The organism is Rhodanobacter thiooxydans (assembly GCF_021545845.1).
GTDB lineage: Bacteria > Pseudomonadota > Gammaproteobacteria > Xanthomonadales > Rhodanobacteraceae > Rhodanobacter.
Genome location: NZ_CP088923.1, coordinates 3,178,881 through 3,195,062, shown reverse-complemented (window position 1 = coordinate 3,195,062; position 16,182 = coordinate 3,178,881). Strand labels below are relative to the sequence as shown.

Genomic DNA, 16,182 nt, shown 5'->3' with positions numbered 1-16,182 from the left:
AATCAGCCGGCGAGGCTGAGCGTGGTGGCTTGCTGCTTGTGTCTGACGTGGATCGTGGAGTCGGTGTGGCGCGTCATCGGGCAAACTGGACGAAGCGGTCACGTCGACGGCGCGCGCGAACCGAACGCGAGGCGCCACAGGTTGCGCACGACGCCGATGAACGCGCCGAGCCAGGCGACCAGCGCGATCGCGAAAAACAGCTTCGGCAGGAAGCCGAGGAAACCGAAGCCCATCGCCTTGGTCATTTCCAGCGTGCTGGTGGCGTACATGCCCAGCGGGAAGACCGCGCCCCAGTACAGCGGGTCGTAGCGCAGCGGAAAACGCTTGTAGACATGGCGCCACACGCCGAGCACCAGCAGCATCGGGATCCACCAGGTGCCGGTGGCCCAGTAGAACACCGTGAAACCCTTGATGAAGGGTTGCAGCGACAACAGGTAGGGCGCATCCACCACATTGATGCTGAGCAGCGAACCGGCCAGGGTGGAAATGGCCATCGCGCCCATGTTGATCCAGTACGGCGGCGACAGATCGGCCGGCGAGAACTCGAAGAACGTGTAGCGGTAGAAGATCAGCGACATCATCCAGATGTACAGCATGCCGCCCCACAGCCACATCGACAGCGCGAAGAAATTCAGCTCCAGCTTGTACGGCTGCGCCGTGTGCGCGGCGAGCAGGGCGCTCAGCACCGCGATCGACTGGGTTGCCACCACCGCCAGCAGCCAGCCGCCGCTGATGCCACGGTCCAGCGTGGGTTTGCCTTCCTTGACGGTGAAGGCGGTGAACACCGTGTAGGTCAGCGCCAGCCACAGCACGATCGCCACGCCCCACAGCAGCAGGCCGCCGCGGACACTGCCGGCCAGCAGCAGGAACTGGGAGCCCAGGATGCTCGATGCGGCCACCATGGTGAAAAAACCCGGCCCGCTCAGGTGGTCGGTCAGGTCGCCCAGGAATCGTTTCGGATAGCGCGCCAGGCGCAAGACGTAGAGCAGCCAGAGCAGTGCATAGACGCCGACGTTGATGGCGAACAGGCCCCAGGCCAGCTTCGGCAAGCCCAGGCGCCAGGCACCGATCGAGACGATGCCGGTGGCCATGACCATGCCGAAGTAGGCTGGCGAGAGTCCTGCCAGGGCGGAAGAGGGGACGCGCGATGCCTGCTGCATGTGGCGTTTCTCGATGGTCGCCGGCGAAGCCGGAATAGACGGCGGGGGATCACGGTCCGGTATCCGTGGTCGGTAACGGGTGGACGCGAATCGCGGCACGGGTCGGCTTCTCGACGGCATGCGTGCGTCCGTGTCTGCGGAAAGATTAGGACGGCTGGGCCGGGCGCAAATTGACTGCAGTCAACCCGCCCGGCGAAGGCCGCCGGCACGGTCGGGCCGGCTTCGGCGCCGGGCCATGCCGCGGCGCGTTTCAGACCAGCAGTGCCACCGACTTGATCTGCACCCACACGGCCAGGCCCTCGCGCAACTGCAGGCGCAGCGCCGACTGGTGCGAGACACGCGCCAGCAAGGGGAGGCCACCGGCCAGCAGCTGCAACTGGAGCTGCCCGTTGGACAGCGGCGACAGCGATTGCAGCACCGCCGGCACGATGTTCAGCACGCTGGTGTCGGTGTGCGCGCTCAACGCGACGCTGACGTCGCGCGCCTGCACGCGCAGGCGCACGCGGGTACCGGCGGGGTGGGCGGGGCCGTGGGCGTGCAGCGTGCCGGCGGGTGTACCCAGCCGCAGCAGGCCGTGCCCGTCGTGGCCGAGTACGCTGGCCTCGATCACGGTCGCGGCGTCGTCGCGCAGTGCCAGCGGCAGGTCGCCGCGGTTCAATACTTCCAGCGCCGGGCCGGCGATGCGCACCCTGCCGGCTTCGAGCAGCACCAGATGGTCGGCCAGGCGGGCGGCTTCTTCCACCGCATGGGTGACGTACAGCAGGGGGATGCGCGTCTCGCGCCGGATCGCTTCCAGGTACGGCAGGATTTCGCCGCGCCGCTCGGCGTCGAGTGCGCTCAGCGGTTCGTCCAGCAGCAGCCAGCGCGGTTGGCACACCAGCGCGCGGCCGAGCGCCACGCGCTGCTGCTCGCCACCGGACAGTGTGGCCGGCGGCCGCGCCAGCAGCGGCCCCAGCGCCAGCTTGTCGATCCACTCCTGCATGACGCCCGTTGGCGCGCCGGCGCGCCGCCAGCCGTAGCGCAAGTTGTCGTGCACCGACAGGTGCGGCAGCAGCGCCGCGTGTTGGAACACCACGCCCACCCGGCGCCGGTGCGGCGGCAGACGCACGTGTGCGTCCTGCCAGGTCTCCGCGCCGACGCGCAGCAGCCCGCGGGTGTGCGGCTCGAGGCCGGCGATGGCGCGCAGCAGGGTGCTCTTGCCGCTGCCGGAGGGGCCGAACACCACGGCGACGCCCTGCGCGGGCAGCGACAGCGCCACGTCCAGCGCGAAATTCGTGCGCCGCAGCTGCAGGCGCAGCTCGATGCCCGGAACCGGCTCAGTCATGCACTGAGCGCCGTTCGCCGGCCCAGCCACTGCATCACCAACAGCATGCCGAAGGAGAACGCCAGCAACCCGGCGGCCAGTCGGTGGGCGTCGGTGTACGCCATGGCTTCGACCTGGTCGTACAGCAGTACCGACAGCACCCGCGTCTGGCCGTCGATGTTGCCGCCCACCATCAGCACCACGCCGAACTCGCCCACCGTATGGGCGAAGCCGAACAGCGTGGCGGTGACCAGCGCCGGTTTCGACAGCGGCAGCACCACGCTGACGAAGCGGTCGAACGGGGACGCGCGCAGCGTGGCGGCGGCCTCCAGCACGCTCGCGTCGATCGCGGCGAAGCCGGACTGCAGCGGGTGCACCACGAACGGCAGCGAATACAGCACCGAGGCAAGCAGCAGTCCGGGGAAAGTGAACGCCAGCGTGCCCAGTCCCAGTGCCGTGGTGAGCTGGCCGAGCGGTCCGTCCGGCCCCATGCCCAGCAACAGGTAGAAGCCCAGCACGGTAGGCGGCAGCACCATCGGCAGGGCAACCAGCGCCCCAACCGGCATGCGCCAGCGCGAACGGGTGCGCGCCAGCCACCAGGCCAGCGGCATGCCCAGCAACAGCAGGATCAGCGCGGTCATCCCGGCGAGCTTGAGGGTGACCAAGATGGCGGCCAGCAGCGTCGTCATGGCCGTCGTTGCGATACCGGTGCCGGCTCAGTCATACCCGTGGGCCGCGATGGTGCGTCGCGCGGTATCGTCGTGCAGATATGCCAGGAAGCCGATCGCCGCCGGGTTGTCGCGGCCGTGGTCGAGCAACACCGCGCTCTGGACGATCGGCCGGTGCCAGTCGGCGGGCACCAGCCAGGCCGAACCGCCGACCTGCCGTTGCGCCTCCAGCACCAGCGAGCGCGGCAACAGCCCCGCCTCGGCATTGCCGCTCAGCACGAACTGGGTGGCCTGGCCCACGTTTTCGCCGAGCACCAGCCGCGGCTGCAGCGCGTCCCAGCGGCCGACGTGCTGCAGCACCTGGCGCGCGGCGGCGCCGTAGGGTGCCAGCGCGGGGTTGGCGATCGCGAACTTGCGGAAGTCGTGCTGGCGCAGCACCTGTTCGCCGTCGGCGGCCAGCGTGGCGTCGCGGCTCCACAACACCAGCCGGCCGGTGGCGTAGTCGTACAGCGATGAACGCACCGCCAGCCCTTCGTCGACCAGGCGTTGCGGCGTGCTGTCGTCCGCCGCCAGCAGCACGTCGAACGGCGCGCCATGGTGGATCTGCGCATACAGCTTGCCGGTCGAGGCCACACTGATATCGATGCGGTTGCCGCTGCGGCGCGTGTATTGTTCCGCCAGCAGGTGCGCCACCTCGGCGAAATTGGCCGCCACGGCGATCCGTGCCTGGGCCACCGGCGGCGTGCCCGCGACGGTATGGCCCGCGGGCCACGTTGCCAGGCCGGCGATGGCCAGCATGACCGGCGCCACGCGACGAACCAGCCTGCGGATGATGTCGAACTGCAAGGTCTGCTCCTCCAGGTGAGTCGCGCCGGCATGCCCCGTCGATTCCGGCGCGCAGGTGGCTATCGGCATGGATGGGGTCAATTTATACACAACGCCGCGTCGCATGGGTTGACGCCGGACAACTTGCCGCCGTCGACGGTGGTGCCGGACGGGGCGTTCTTGCGGCGCGCCCACGCGGCCCGGGTGATCGTTTGTCGCAGGCGCGTGCGGCATGGGGCCGGATTGACGTGAGTCAGTCGCAGCAATGCCGCGGTGAGCTAGCCTTTCCCTCCGCGGCAGCCGTGCCGCTTGCCGGAGTCTTCCGCATGAAATCGGTCAAAGCTGTTCTAGCGCTGGCGTGTGGCCTGGGCCTGGGCCTGGGCCTGGCGGCGCAGGCGTCCCCCCAGCACAACCATGAAAGCCATGCTGCGCCCGCCGCCACATCCGCCGCGGCGGCGCCGGCACAGCGCTGGGCGCCGGACGCGTCGTTGAGCCAGGGCATGCGCCGCGCGTATGCGGCGGTAGACGAACTGCGCCACTACGAGATGGGCCACATGAGCGCGCCGATGGCGGTGGATCGTGCCACCGAGGTCGAGCAGGCGGTGACCTACATGTTCGCCAACTGCAAGCTGGCCCCCGAGCCCGATGCCGCGCTGCACGGCATCCTGGTGCCGCTGGCGAGCGCGGCGCTGACGCTGAAGGCCGACCCGAAAAAGGTTTCGGCAGTAGCCGATATGCGCGCGGCGATCGCGCACTACCCGCAATACTTCAACGACCCCGGCTGGGACAAGCCGGCTCCGGCCACACATGAGATGCACGATGAACCCTGAGCGGACTCCGGGGCGTGACTGACTGGATCCAGGCCTGGCAATGCATCGGCTGCGGCAAGATCGAAGCGCCGCAGCCGTGCATCGGCGTGTGCCGTGACCGCAAGATCCTGATGGTCGGCAAGGACGCGCACGAACGCGCACTGACGGAAATCACGGCGCTGCACGCACAGCTTGCGCAGGCCCGCACGATGCTGCAGCGCTTTGTTCTGGCCACGCCGCACGAAGGTCAATGGGAGCGCTCGTGGCTGGCCCTGCAGGCCGAGCTGCGCGAAGCGCTGGCGGTGCTGGCGACGCTGCCGGAATCGTCCAGGCACGAGTGAGGCGGCGCGCAGAGACTGCGTGGGCCGCGGAAGCTCATGCGGGTGGCGCGGGGATGGCCAGGCTGTCGCCGTCCGCGTCGGCCAGCAGTTGCTGGTGCACCCGCTCGAGTTCCGCCAGCAGCAACGCGCGCGCCTCGGCGGCGAACGGGTTCTCGCGCTGGATCGCGGCGAACAGGTGGCCGGCGTCGCCGCGCACCGCGGCCAGCATGTGCTGCATGCCCTGGAACGAGGGCGGCGCCAGCGCCAGGCCGTCGTCCACGCCGATGTCGAGCAGCCCCTTGGCGACGAAGAACGCCAGCGCATGGGTCATCGCCATGGCGCGGTCGTGGGCTTCCGGATCCTGCTCGATGACTTCGCAGTCAAGTGTGCGGAACAGTGCGCCGGCGCGTGCGGCGGCATGTGGGTGGCCCGCGGCGGGGCTGATCACCACGCGCCGCGGGCGTTCGTCGCGGGCCAGGCTGAGCGGGCCGAACAGCGGATGCGTGCCGACGTGTGGAATGGCCGCGCCGAGCAGTTCGTCCATCGTCGTGCAGGGGTGCATCTTGACGCTGCCGACGTCGAGCACGGTCTGCCCGGCATGCAACAACGGACGCAGTGCGAGCAGGGCCGCGCGCATGTGCGGTACCGGCATCGCCAGCACGACCCACGCTGCGCCGTCGACCGCGGCCGGCATCGACGCGGCGGCCAGCGCGGCGGGGACATCCGCGTGCGGATCCCACACGCGCACGCGATGGCCTGCCTGCAACAGCAGGTCGACGAAGGCCTGGCCGAAGCGGCCGTGGCCGAGCACGGCAAACGTCGTGGCGGGTGGCGCGGGTTCGCGCGGCTTGACGGCACTCATGCCGTGATCGGCGAGCGGCCGCTGGCCAGGCTGGTGCGCAGCGCGGCCGTCCACGGCGCGAGGTCGATGTCGTGGGCGGCCAGCCAGTCGGGATCGAACAGCGTCTGCGCATAACGTTCGCCGCGATCGCACAGCAGGCTGACGATGCTGCCACGCTCACCGCGGGCGCGCATCGAGGCAGCCAGTTGCAGGCAGGCGACCAGGTTGGTGCCGGACGAGCCGCCGTAGCGGTGGCCGATGAGTTCCTCCAGCAGCCAGGCAGCGGCGATCGAGGCGGCGTCGGGTATCTCGATCACCCGGTCGACCACGTCGAAGATGAAGCCCGGTTCGACCCGCGGCCGGCCGATGCCTTCGATCAGGGTGGGCTGGCTGGCGACCGCTTGCGTGTCGCGGCTGCGCCAGCCGTGCACGTAGCCGCTGCCGCTCGGCTCGGCCACGCACAGTTGCGTATGCAGCCGGCGGTAGCGCAGGTAACGGCCGATGGTGGCCGAGGTGCCGCCGGTGCCGGCGCCGCAGACGATCCAGGCCGGTTCGGGCTCGGCTTCCAGCACGAGCTGGCCGATGATCGACTCGGCGATGTTGTTGTTGCCGCGCCAGTCGGTGGCGCGCTCGGCCAGGCCGAACTGGTCGAGATGGCAGGCACCCTGGGCGGCGTGTTTGGCGGCACGCGCGTGCACCTGCGCGGGATCGTCGACCAGGTCGCACTCGCCGCCCAGCGCCTGCACGTCGCGGATCTTGCCCGGCGCGGTGCAGGCCGGCATCACCGCGATGAACGGCAGGCCGAGCAGGCGCGCGAACCACGCCTCGGCGATCGCCGTGCTGCCGGAGGACGCGTCCACCACGGTCTGTCCGCCGCGCAGCCAGCCGTTGCACAGCACGTACAGGAACAGCGAGCGGGCCAGGCGGTGCTTCAGGCTGCCGCTGGGGTGGGCGGCCTCGTCCTTGAAGTAGAAGTCGATGCCGTGGAAGCCGGGGAAGTTCAGCTTGAGCAGGTGGGTGTCGGCCGAGCGTGCCGCCTCCTGGGCCAGCTTGGCCAGCGCGGTGTGCACCCAGCGCAGGTCGGTCTCGCGTTGTGGGTTGACCAGTCGCAGGACGCTGTCCATCGGGGGCTCCGTAATCATGGGGAGGACTCTACGCCGTCACGCAGGGCGTGCACGCGCCGGGCGAGGAAATCGAAGTAGCGGTCGATGTAGCTGATGCCGTTCTCGTGGTCGATCAGGTACGGGTTCATCAACGTGTGGCGCAGGATCAGCAGGCGGTCCTCGTCCGGGTCGAGGCTGGCCGGGTCCAGGCCCAGCGCGGCGAAGATGCGCGAGGTCTGTGCCGGACCCAGCATGTCCGGGCGCAGGCTGGTCACCGAGCCGAAAAACTCCTTCGTTTGCAGCGGCTGGCGCGGGTCGCAGCGCAGCTCGTCATACAACACGCGCACGAAGGTGTTCGCCGCGGCCACCGAGGTGTTGCCGCAGGGGTTGAGTGCGAGGCAGACCAGGTTGCTGTCCGGCGCGAACGGCACCAGCGCATGGACGTCGTCGGCCAGCTCCAGCGCGAAGCGCTGCGCACGTGCGTGGAAGGTCTCCGCCGCGCGCACGGTGGCGCGCGGCAGGGCGCCGAAGTGGGCGTGGTCCAGCGGCAATACCTTGTGCGTCACGTACACCGCGGCTGCCGCCGCGCCGGATTTCGAGCCTTCCGGAATGAACTGGCCCAGGCTGCGGTAGCGCGCCAGGTAACCGGCGGGCGTGGTGGCGTGGAACACGTAGTCGGCGCGCTCGGCCAGCAGTGCCATCGCGCGGTGGTCGCGGCAGATGAAGGCGCCGCTGCCGTAGGGCAGGTAGCCAAGCTTGTGCGGGTCGACGGTGGCCGAGTCGGTGTCGCCCAGCGCGGCGAACGCCGCATGCACTGCCGGGGTGGGGAATTGCACGTAGTCGGCGGCCACCTCCTCGCGCGTGCGCAGCGAGCCGTCCTCGTGGCGGAACAGCGTGGCCAGGTAGCCGCCCCAGGCGGCGTCCACGTGTACGGCGAAATCCAGGCCGCGCGCGCGCGAGGCCTGCCGCGCGGCGAGCACGGCGTCAATCGGGTCGATGGTGCCGTACTCGGTGCCGCCGAGCACGGCCACGCACATCAGTACGGGCTGGCGCTCGCGCGCGCAGCGCTCCAGCGTGGCGCGCAGGGCGGCGGGGTCCAGCCGCATGCCGTCGGTGGGCAGCAGCTCCAGCTGGTCGCGGCCGAGGCCGAGCAGCTTCAGCCCCTTGCTCCACGAGTAGTGCGCGGTGACCGGCGCCAGCACCAGCGGCACGCGCAGTTGCGGGTGCGCGGCGAAGAAGCCGGCCAGGCCGCGCTGCTCGATGCGTTCGCGCTCCACCCGCTGCAGCCAGTGCGTGCGTTGCGCCGGCGCCTGCGCGGCCAGCCAGAGCTGCCAGGCTTGCAGCAGTGCGATGGCGTCGGCGGGGGCGAGGTTGAAGGCGGCCCAGTCGTCTGCCGGCAGCGCCAGCTCCGGCACGCCGGCAGCGCGCAGCGCCACCGGAAACGCCTTCAGCGCCAGCGCCAGGCGCAGCGCCTGGTAGTTGGCCAGGGTGCCGCCGGAGGTGAGGTGGCCGAACGCGCAGGCCTCCTGGGCCGGGTCGTGCGGATAGCCGAGCATGCGCGCCAGCTGCAGGCCGGCCTGCACTTCCATGTCGACGGTGACCGGCGCGGCATCCTCGCTGACGTTGTTCGGGTTGTAGGGCAGGGTCAGCATCTGCGCCGCCAGCCCCGGCAGCAGCAGGTCCGAGGCCATGTGGCCGATGTAGCGCGGGCTGTGGAATGGCACCGATTTCTTCAGCGCGGCAGAGAGCTGGTGCAGCTCGCGGCGCATGCGCGACTCGAAGGCGAGGTAGTCCGGGTGGTGCGCGGCGGCGGTGGCGATCGCCGGCGGATCCTCCGGGTGGAAGTTGCGCCGCCAGTAGACGTGGTCGCGCAGGAACTCCACCAGCAGTTTTTCCAGCAGCGTGTCGTTTTCGCCGTAGGGGCCGAGGAAGCAGGCGTCCAGCGTGTGGTCGCGCGGCTCGACGTGGTCGAACGGTTGCGCGGCGCTCATGCCAGCCATCCGTGCAGCCAGCCCAGCGGGTGATGCATACGGGCCACGCCCAGCATGTAGACGTAGGTGGCCAGTGCCGCCATGAAGAAGCCCAGCCGCGCGCGTGGCGTGGGTGCCCGCTTCAGCGCCAGCGTGGCGAGCACCACGTAGGCCACCAGCAGCACCAGCTTGGTGGTCAACCAGCCGTTGGCGAACAGCGCGCGGGGCAGGATGCTCAGCAGCATCAGCGCAGCGGTGAGCAAGGTGGTGTCGATGGCGTAGCTGAGCCAGCGCACCGGCTCCCATTGCGCGGCGCCGGCATGGCCGACCTGCACCAGCAAGCCGCGCAGGGCGAACAACGACCCGCTGGCCAGCACGCAGGCGATGTGCACCCATTTGATCTGCAGATAGAACTCGAGCATGCGGGTTCAGAAATTTGGGATTCGGGAAAGCATCAGGGCGCGCCGTGCGGCGCGCCCTGACGTACGTCATGTACGCGAGGAATTACGCTCTCTCGGGGACGCCTTGCGACAAGGGCGCGCCGGCCGTCCGCCGTTTGGGCCGCAGCCACAGCGCGGCGACGAACACCGCGATCAGCAGGGCGCCGACGGCGAACAGGGTGTCGCCCGGCACGCGCATCCACACCAGCATGTGGATCAGTGGGCGGTCCATGAACTCGGCCGAGCGGGCGAACCAGTAGCCGTGTTCCAGCACCGCCTTCAGCTGCAGGATGCCCAGCGGCAGCAGGGTCAGCACGGCCATCATCGACAGGCCGATATTGAGCAGCCAGAACGAACCGCGCAGCCAGCCTTCGCGCCATTCGGCCTGCGGCTTGATGCCGCGCAGGCAGAACAGCATCAGACCCAGGCCGAGCATGCCGTACACGCCGAACAGCGCGGTGTGGCCATGCGTGGCGGTGAGGTTCAGGCCCTGCATGTAGTACAGCGCGAGCGGGGTGTTGACCAGGAAGCCAAGCAGGCCCGCGCCGACCAGGTTCCAGAAGCTCACTGCCACGAAGAACATGATCGGCCAGCGGTAGCGCGCCATCCACGGTGCGGCGTGCTGCTTCTTCCAGGTGTCGTGGGCTTCCAGCCCGATCAGCGCCAGCGGCACCACTTCCAGCGCCGAGAAGCTGGCGCCCAGCGCGATCACCGCGGTGGTGGTGCCGCTGAAGTACAGGTGGTGCAGCGTGCCGAGCACGCCGCCGGCCATGAACACGATGGTGGCGAACAGCACGTTGGTGGTGGCCGTGGTCACCCGCAGCAGGCCCAGGCGAACGAACAGATAGCTGATCACCGCGGTGGCAAACACCTCGAAGAAGCCTTCCACCCACAGGTGCACCACCCACCAGCGCCAGTACTCGACCATCGCGATGTGGGTGTGCTCGCCCCACATCAGGCCGGCGCCGTAGAGCAGGCCGATCGCCACGGTGGAGAGGAACAGCAGGCCCACGATCGAGGCGCCTTCCTTGTTGCGGTCCATCGCCGGCCACAGCGCGCGGCCGACCAGGAACAGCCACAACATCAGGCCGATGAACAGGAAGATCTGCCAGAAGCGGCCGAGGTCGGTGTATTCCCAGCCCTGGTGGCCGAACCAGAAGTTGTACTGCAGGCCCATCTTGTCCATCACCGCGAACCACTGGCCGGCGAACGAGCCGACCACGATCACCAGCAGGCACACCCACAGGAAGTTCACCCCGAGCCGCTGGAACTTCGGCTCATGGCCGGAGATCAGCGGCGCGATGTACAGCCCGGTGGCCAGCCACGCGGTGGCGATCCACAGCACCGCCAGCTCGGTGTGCCAGGTGCGGGTGAGGCTGTACGGCAGGTAGTTGGCCAGTGCGAAGCCGTAGGCCTGCTGGCCCTCCACCTGGTAGTGCGCGGTGGTGGCGCCCAGCAGGATCTGCGCCAGGAACAAACCCAGCACGGTCCAGAAATACTTGCCGGTGGCCTTCATCGAAGGCGTGGCCTTGAACTCGGTCAGCGGATCGTGGGCCGGAACGGTCGGCAGCGGTTCGTGGCTGACCTGGCGGGCGTGATGCCAGCCGAGCAGGCCAATGCCGAAGATCATGAACAGGATGCTGAAGACTGACCACAGGAAGCTGGTCGAGGTCGGCGTGTTGCCGGCCAGCGGTTCGTACGGCCAGTTCTGCGTGTAGCTCATCGCCTCGTTCGGGCGTTGCGTGGCGGCAGCCCAGCTGGTCCACCAGAAGAATGCGGTGACTTCGCGCCGATGCTCCATCTCGGCCACGGTGTTCTCGCGCATGGCATAGCCTTCGCGCAGCTTGTGCGTGGCCGGGTCGTTGCCGAACAGGCTCATGTAGTGCGCCGCGACGGCTTCCATCGCGTGCGCGCGCAGCGCCGAGACGGTGATGGTGTTGCTGGCCGCGTCCCAGGTGTTGGTGCGCAGTTCTTCCTGCACCCGCGCCTTCAGCGGTGCCTGTTGCTGCGCCGTCAGCGAGTCGTACGGACCCAGACCGGCGTCACGGGAAAGCAGCTCAAGCATCGCCATGCTTTCGCGGTGCAGCCAGTCGGCGCTCCAGTCCGGCGCCAGCAGCGCGCCGTGACCCCAGATGGATCCCAATTGCTGGCCGCCGATGCTCTGCCACACCTGGCGGCCTTCCTCCACGTCGGCCTTGGTGTACAGCGTCTGGCCGTCGCCGGTGACGACCGCCGTGGGCAGCGGCGGCGCCTGCTGGTGGACCACGCTGCCGACCCACAGCAGCACGGCGAAGGAGGCTACCAGCAAGGCAGCGAGGCCAAGCCAGAGTTTTCGGGTGGTACTCATTGCGCATCTCCCTGAAAGGTGCGCGCATGCTCGGCGAGGCGGGCTCCGTTGCTCTTGATGCAGATCAGACGGCTCAGGCGGCGCGCTGCGCAAATTGTCGCAGCGGCGCGCCGGTGGCATGGCATGATCGGCGCAACGCGCAACGCTGACGGAACCGCAGGCATGAACGATCGAAGCCGGCCGCCGGGAAGCAGCCGATTCCCGTTGCTGCTGCTGGCGGTTTTCCTGGCCGTGGCGGTGGCACTGGGCATCGCGCCGCGCTACCGCCAGGACTGGTTGATGGAGAACGTGCTGGTGCTGCTGGCACTGCTGGCGCTGGTGCCGGGGTTTCGCCGGCTGCGCTTTTCCGATGCCAGCTATGCGGCGTTGTTCGTGTTCCTGCTGCTGCACGAGGTCGGCGCGCACTACACCTATTCGGAAGTGCCGTGGGACCAGTGGTTCTCCACGCTGTTTGGTTTCTCGCTGGATGCGGCGCTGGGCCTGTCGCGCAACCATTTCGATCGCGCCGTCCATTTCGCCTACGGCCTGCTGGTGACGCCGGCGGTGGTGGAGCTGGTGGCCGCGCGCACGAGGTCGCCCGGTATCTGGCGCTGGCTGGTGCCGGTCGGCCTGATGACCGCCAGCTCGGCCCTGTACGGGTTGTTCGAATGGGCCGCCGCGGTGCGCTTCGGCGGCGATCTCGGCGTGGCCTATCTCGGCACGCAGGGCGATCCGTGGGACGCGCAGCAGGACATGCTGCTCGCCCTGCTCGGCAGCCTTGCCGCGGTCGCGGTGCTGGCCGCCACGGCCCGGCGTCGCCGTCGCCATGCCGCGCGCCGCCATCGCGCCCGCGCTGGGTGGATCGTCCCTAGGAGCGTGGGCGGCAGAAACACAAGCGGCTGCGGCTGCGCCGTTTTGGCCACCTTCCGCGCCGATTTTTGGCCCATAGAACCACCATGGGCCGGCAAACCGTCACGCAAGCTGGCTCAAAACGGCTTTGCCTCGCCTGCTTGGTTTCTACCGCCCACGTTCCTAGTGCTGCATCAGCACCGGGATGGTGGCTTCTTCCAGCACGCGCCGGGTGGCGCCGCCGAACACGCGCTCACGCATGCGCGAGCGGCCGTAGGCGCCCATCACCAGCAGGTCGGCGTCGATGTTGCCGACTTCCTTCAGCAGGATCTCGCCGGCCATCGGGGAAGAGGCGCGCACGTAGCTGGGCCTGGCCATGATGCCGTGGCGCAGCAGGTAGACGAACGGGTCGAAGCGCGGGCGCCCCTGGTCGCCGTCGCGCACGTCGCCGTCGACCAGGGTGACTTGCCGCGCCACCTTGAGGAACGGCAGCGCGGAGTGGATCGCGCGGATCGCCTCGAGGCTGCCGTTGCAGCCGATCACGATGCGCTCGAAGCGCAGCTCGCCCGCCCAGTGCGGCGGCAGCACCAGACAGGGCGTGCGGCAATCGAGGATCGCTTCGCCGAGGATGTCGAACAGGCTGGATGCCTGCACCATGTCGCGCTCGATCACCGCCAGGTCGTGCCGCGCGCCGAGCCAGCGCAAGGTGGGCGTGATGCCGGCGCGGGCCACCACCCAGTCGGCGTTGCGCACGCCGGCATGGCGCGCGAACGAGCCGAACGCAGCGTGCTCGTCGGCCAGCTCGGCCCGCGGTTCGAGCAGCAGGCCGAGCACGGTGGGTTCGCCGCTGGTTTCGTTGCCGGCGAGTTTGCGCAGCGCGGGGTCGACGTAGCAGCCGGTCAGGTTGCCTTCCCAGCGCGCCGCGATGGCAACGCCGGCAACGGCGGCGGGACTCCACGGGGCGGTGTCGGTCACCAGCGCGAGGATGTCGCCCGGTCGCGTTACGCGCGGCATGGTTTCGGTGGTCATGGTGGGCGGTCCGGCTTCGGCGGCGTTCAGAGCTCGAGGGAGTGGATGACCTGGGTGGCGTCCTGCGGATCGAGCCGGCACTGGAAGCCCAGGAAAGCGGCCAGCTCGCGCATCGATTCGTTGGCGGCGTCGTCGATCGAGAACATGCGGCGGAATCCGTTCTTGCGCGCGATCTCGATCAGCCGCCGCATCAGCAGCACGCCCAGACCGCGGTGGCGCCAGTCGTCGGCCACGGTCACCGCGCATTCGCACTGCTTGTCGTCGCCGCTGGCGCTGTAGCGGCTGACGCCGACCAGGCGCAACTCGCCGTCATCGTGGGCGAGCGCGACGAAGGCCATGCGGTCGCGGTAATCCACGTCCATCAGTCGGTCGAGCAGGGCCGGGCTGGCTTCCTTCACCTGGCCGAGGAAGCGGAAACGGCAGGCCTGTTCCGACAGGCGGTCGATGAACTCCGCTTCGCGCTGGCGATCCTCAGCGCGCAGCGGGCGCACCAGCACCGGGCTGCCGTCGTTCAGGGTCTCGATCCAGTGGCTGCCCTCGATGGCACCGAACGACGCGGCGAAGGCGGGGGTGGGTTCGGTACGGCGGACATGCGACATGGTCTGCTCCCGCGGCGGATGAATCGTGGCTGGTGCCCATGCCGGAGCGGGCGGCGATCGCGGCATGGCGGTTTGCGTGATCGAGTTCTACGCCGGCCCGCGACGGCCCGAGTTGATTTCAGTCAATCGCCAGAACGCAGGTGCGCGCCGCGTGCCTGCGGGCGAACCGCCGCGCGCGGCATCGGTCGGCGCGGCGCCGGGTCGTGCAGGTCCGCGACGGTTCGACTTGCGGTTTTCTCAGCCGGCGCCGTGCCGTTTCGTCGACGTCGTGCCGCTGTGGCAGAGGCCGGTGAGCAGGTCGGAGCGAAGTATGCGCACCGCCTTGCGGTTGACTTCGAGCACGCCCATTTCCTCCAGCCGCGAGAACAGCCGGCTGACCGTCTCGACCGCCAGGCCGAGATAGTTGGCGATGTCGTAGCGCGACATCGGCAGGGAGAGTGCGATGCCGTCGCGCTGCAGCCGCTGGTAGCGGTCGGCCAGACTCTTCAGGAAGATCGCCAGCTGCTCCTGCGCCTGCTGCCGGCCCATCATCACCAGGTGGCGGTGTTCTTCGATCGCCTCGCGGCTGATCACCCGCATCAGCTGGCGCTGCAGCGCCGGCACCTCGCTGACGACCTGCTGCAGCCGGCCGTATGGCAGCTCGCAGATGCTGCTGCGTTCCAACGCCTCGGCCTGGCTGACGTGCCGGTTCAGCGCCAGCGCGTCGAAACCGACAATTTCGCCGGGCAGGTGGAAACCGAGGATCTGCACGTCGCCGCTCTCGTCCTGCACGAAAGTCTTGAGCGAGCCGGAGCGCACCACGTAGAGCGCCTCGAACGGGTCGCCGTCGTGGTACAGTGCGCCACCGCGGTCCAGCGTGCGCTTGTCGCGCACCGTGGTGTCCAGCCGGTCCAGATCGGTGCGGTCGATGCCGGCGGGCAGGCAAAGCTCGCCCAGTGCACAGGAGGAGCAACTGCGCCGCAGCTGGTTCAGGTCGAATATGCTGGCTTCGGAAACCATCAACGCCCTCGCAAAGCTGGGGGAAAGGCGCCTGTGAACCGGCTTGCGCCTGGGCAGGCTTGAACGTTAGCACGGTGACATGCGAATTCCGCGTATTTGACTGCGGTCAAATGGCGCACGTGCGCGCTGTCGTAGGCTGTCGGCGCGCCCCGGGGCTGCGTGCCGGCGGGGTGGCGTCGCCCGCCTCCACCCGCAGAGGTCGCCATGAACTGGAAGAACACTTCGGAGCGTTACGGCGCGCTGATGATCGGCATGCACTGGCTGACGCTGCTGCTGCTGGTTGCCGTGTATGCCTGCATCGAGCTGCGCGAGTCCTACCCGCGCGGAAGCGAGCTGCGCGAGGGGCTGAAGAGCTGGCACTTCATGCTGGGCCTCGGCGTGTTCGTGCTGGTCTTCGTGCGCCTGGTGATCCGCCTCGTGTCCGGGGCCAGGCCGGTGGTGCGGCCGGTGCTGCCGGTGTGGCAGGAGCGCCTGGCCGCGCTGATGCACCTGGCGCTGTACGCCTTCCTGATCCTGATGCCGCTGCTCGGCTGGCTGGTGCTCAGCGCAGAGGGCAAGCCGATTCCGTTCTTCGGCATGCAATGGCCGGCGCTGGTGGGGCCGGACAAGGCCTTCGCCGACTCGCTGGAGGAGCTCCACGAGACCATCGGCACGGTGGGCTATTACCTGGTCGGCCTCCACGCGGCGGCTGCGCTGGCGCACCACTACGTGAGCCGGGACAACACCTTGCTGCGCATGCTGCCGCGACGTGGCCGGCCGGCGTCGTGAGAGGTGGTGAATTTCTCGACTTCTCGGGCCAGCCATGGAACAGTCATGCAGGCGACTGTTTCATGTGAGCGAGTCCGGGCGTGTAGCGGACTCGCGATCGAAGAAAACCACAGGAAGTGATTCTCCTCACAAGCTGTGAAACCGTGCGTCGATGCCGCCGGCATCAGCAGCAT

Annotated in this window: 15 protein-coding genes and 1 pseudogene; 4 read left to right on the top strand and 12 right to left on the bottom strand. The window is 69.1% G+C overall.

From position 1 onward, the window contains the following. Positions 1–98: 98 nt before the first annotated feature. From LRK53_RS14585 to modA, 4 genes are all read right to left on the bottom strand, one after another. Entirely contained in the window at positions 99–1,160 is a 1,062-nt protein-coding gene (locus LRK53_RS14585) for a tellurite resistance/C4-dicarboxylate transporter family protein (RefSeq protein WP_027491918.1), read from the bottom strand. Between the two features lie 250 nt (positions 1,161–1,410). Continuing rightward, entirely contained in the window at positions 1,411–2,484 is a 1,074-nt protein-coding gene (gene modC, locus LRK53_RS14580; protein ID WP_235642353.1) for a molybdenum ABC transporter ATP-binding protein, read from the bottom strand. After that, the gene (gene modB / locus LRK53_RS14575) at positions 2,481–3,152 is read right to left on the bottom strand and encodes a molybdate ABC transporter permease subunit (RefSeq protein ID WP_027491919.1); all 672 of its coding nucleotides are present in this window, start codon (positions 3,150–3,152) and stop codon (positions 2,481–2,483) included. The genes modC and modB overlap by 4 nt, the downstream gene beginning before the upstream one ends. A gap of 27 nt (positions 3,153–3,179) precedes the next feature. Further along, positions 3,180–4,046, bottom strand: a complete 867-nt coding sequence (modA, locus tag LRK53_RS14570; RefSeq protein WP_235642352.1) for a molybdate ABC transporter substrate-binding protein — start codon at positions 4,044–4,046, stop codon at positions 3,180–3,182. 236 nt (positions 4,047–4,282) lie between these two features. Between modA and LRK53_RS14565 the strand changes: the two genes are divergently transcribed. Both LRK53_RS14565 and LRK53_RS14560 read left to right on the top strand, forming a co-directional pair. After that, positions 4,283–4,786 carry a hypothetical protein gene (locus tag LRK53_RS14565; RefSeq protein WP_027491921.1) on the top strand — a complete coding sequence of 168 codons (504 nt, stop codon included), beginning with the start codon at positions 4,283–4,285 and terminating at the stop codon, positions 4,784–4,786. 14 nt (positions 4,787–4,800) lie between these two features. Beyond that, a complete protein-coding gene (locus LRK53_RS14560) occupies positions 4,801–5,106 on the top strand; it encodes a hypothetical protein (protein WP_037089136.1) in 306 nt (101 codons plus the stop codon). A gap of 34 nt (positions 5,107–5,140) precedes the next feature. Here the strand turns inward: LRK53_RS14560 and LRK53_RS14555 are convergent, their stop codons facing one another. The 5 genes from LRK53_RS14555 to LRK53_RS14535 form a co-directional block, all read right to left on the bottom strand. Further along, the gene (locus LRK53_RS14555; RefSeq protein WP_037089164.1) at positions 5,141–5,947 is read right to left on the bottom strand and encodes a prephenate dehydrogenase/arogenate dehydrogenase family protein; all 807 of its coding nucleotides are present in this window, start codon (positions 5,945–5,947) and stop codon (positions 5,141–5,143) included. Continuing rightward, positions 5,944–7,050 (bottom strand): PLP-dependent cysteine synthase family protein, encoded by a 1,107-nt coding sequence (locus tag LRK53_RS14550; protein ID WP_235642351.1) that lies wholly within the window; start codon positions 7,048–7,050, stop codon positions 5,944–5,946. Before LRK53_RS14550 ends, LRK53_RS14555 begins: the two co-directional genes overlap by 4 nt. A 14-nt stretch (positions 7,051–7,064) precedes the next feature. Beyond that, a complete protein-coding gene (locus LRK53_RS14545) occupies positions 7,065–9,020 on the bottom strand; it encodes a pyridoxal phosphate-dependent decarboxylase family protein (protein WP_027491923.1) in 1,956 nt (651 codons plus the stop codon). Then, entirely contained in the window at positions 9,017–9,421 is a 405-nt protein-coding gene (locus LRK53_RS14540) for a SirB2 family protein (protein WP_027491924.1), read from the bottom strand. Before LRK53_RS14540 ends, LRK53_RS14545 begins: the two co-directional genes overlap by 4 nt. 82 nt (positions 9,422–9,503) lie before the next feature. Further along, positions 9,504–11,786, bottom strand: a complete 2,283-nt coding sequence (locus LRK53_RS14535) for a nitric-oxide reductase large subunit (protein WP_235642350.1) — start codon at positions 11,784–11,786, stop codon at positions 9,504–9,506. Between the two features lie 57 nt (positions 11,787–11,843). Between LRK53_RS14535 and LRK53_RS19325 the strand changes: the two are divergent. After that, positions 11,844–12,515: pseudogene (locus LRK53_RS19325) on the top strand (DUF2238 domain-containing protein); the annotation flags it as partial. Between the two features lie 282 nt (positions 12,516–12,797). On the opposite strand, the gene LRK53_RS14525 reads toward LRK53_RS19325, so the two are convergent. The 3 genes from LRK53_RS14525 to LRK53_RS14515 all read right to left on the bottom strand — a co-directional run bounded on the left by LRK53_RS14525 (position 12,798) and on the right by LRK53_RS14515 (position 15,241). Beyond that, positions 12,798–13,643 (bottom strand): universal stress protein, encoded by an 846-nt coding sequence (locus LRK53_RS14525; protein WP_037089146.1) that lies wholly within the window; start codon positions 13,641–13,643, stop codon positions 12,798–12,800. 26 nt (positions 13,644–13,669) lie between these two features. Further along, positions 13,670–14,242 (bottom strand): GNAT family N-acetyltransferase, encoded by a 573-nt coding sequence (locus LRK53_RS14520; RefSeq protein ID WP_027491926.1) that lies wholly within the window; start codon positions 14,240–14,242, stop codon positions 13,670–13,672. Positions 14,243–14,479: 237 nt separating this feature from the next. Next, the gene (locus LRK53_RS14515) at positions 14,480–15,241 is read right to left on the bottom strand and encodes a cyclic nucleotide-binding domain-containing protein (protein ID WP_235642349.1); all 762 of its coding nucleotides are present in this window, start codon (positions 15,239–15,241) and stop codon (positions 14,480–14,482) included. Positions 15,242–15,445: 204 nt separating this feature from the next. Here LRK53_RS14515 and LRK53_RS14510 point away from each other — a divergent pair, with 204 nt between their 5' ends. Then, positions 15,446–16,009 carry a cytochrome b gene (locus LRK53_RS14510; RefSeq protein ID WP_235642348.1) on the top strand — a complete coding sequence of 188 codons (564 nt, stop codon included), beginning with the start codon at positions 15,446–15,448 and terminating at the stop codon, positions 16,007–16,009. Positions 16,010–16,182: the final 173 nt, after the last annotated feature.

Coding starts and splice junctions, on each gene's coding strand:
- LRK53_RS14585 (WP_027491918.1), bottom strand. CDS start 1,160: ATGCAGCAGGCATCGCGCGTCCCCTCTTCCGCCCTGGCAGGACTCTCG.
- modC (WP_235642353.1), bottom strand. CDS start 2,484: ATGACTGAGCCGGTTCCGGGCATCGAGCTGCGCCTGCAGCTGCGGCGC.
- modB (WP_027491919.1), bottom strand. CDS start 3,152: ATGACGACGCTGCTGGCCGCCATCTTGGTCACCCTCAAGCTCGCCGGG.
- modA (WP_235642352.1), bottom strand. CDS start 4,046: ATGCCGATAGCCACCTGCGCGCCGGAATCGACGGGGCATGCCGGCGCG.
- LRK53_RS14565 (WP_027491921.1), top strand. CDS start 4,283: ATGAAATCGGTCAAAGCTGTTCTAGCGCTGGCGTGTGGCCTGGGCCTG.
- LRK53_RS14555 (WP_037089164.1), bottom strand. CDS start 5,947: ATGAGTGCCGTCAAGCCGCGCGAACCCGCGCCACCCGCCACGACGTTT.
- LRK53_RS14550 (WP_235642351.1), bottom strand. CDS start 7,050: ATGGACAGCGTCCTGCGACTGGTCAACCCACAACGCGAGACCGACCTG.
- LRK53_RS14545 (WP_027491923.1), bottom strand. CDS start 9,020: ATGAGCGCCGCGCAACCGTTCGACCACGTCGAGCCGCGCGACCACACG.
- LRK53_RS14540 (WP_027491924.1), bottom strand. CDS start 9,421: ATGCTCGAGTTCTATCTGCAGATCAAATGGGTGCACATCGCCTGCGTG.
- LRK53_RS14535 (WP_235642350.1), bottom strand. CDS start 11,786: ATGAGTACCACCCGAAAACTCTGGCTTGGCCTCGCTGCCTTGCTGGTA.
- LRK53_RS14525 (WP_037089146.1), bottom strand. CDS start 13,643: ATGACCACCGAAACCATGCCGCGCGTAACGCGACCGGGCGACATCCTC.
- LRK53_RS14520 (WP_027491926.1), bottom strand. CDS start 14,242: ATGTCGCATGTCCGCCGTACCGAACCCACCCCCGCCTTCGCCGCGTCG.
- LRK53_RS14515 (WP_235642349.1), bottom strand. CDS start 15,241: ATGGTTTCCGAAGCCAGCATATTCGACCTGAACCAGCTGCGGCGCAGT.
- LRK53_RS14510 (WP_235642348.1), top strand. CDS start 15,446: ATGAACTGGAAGAACACTTCGGAGCGTTACGGCGCGCTGATGATCGGC.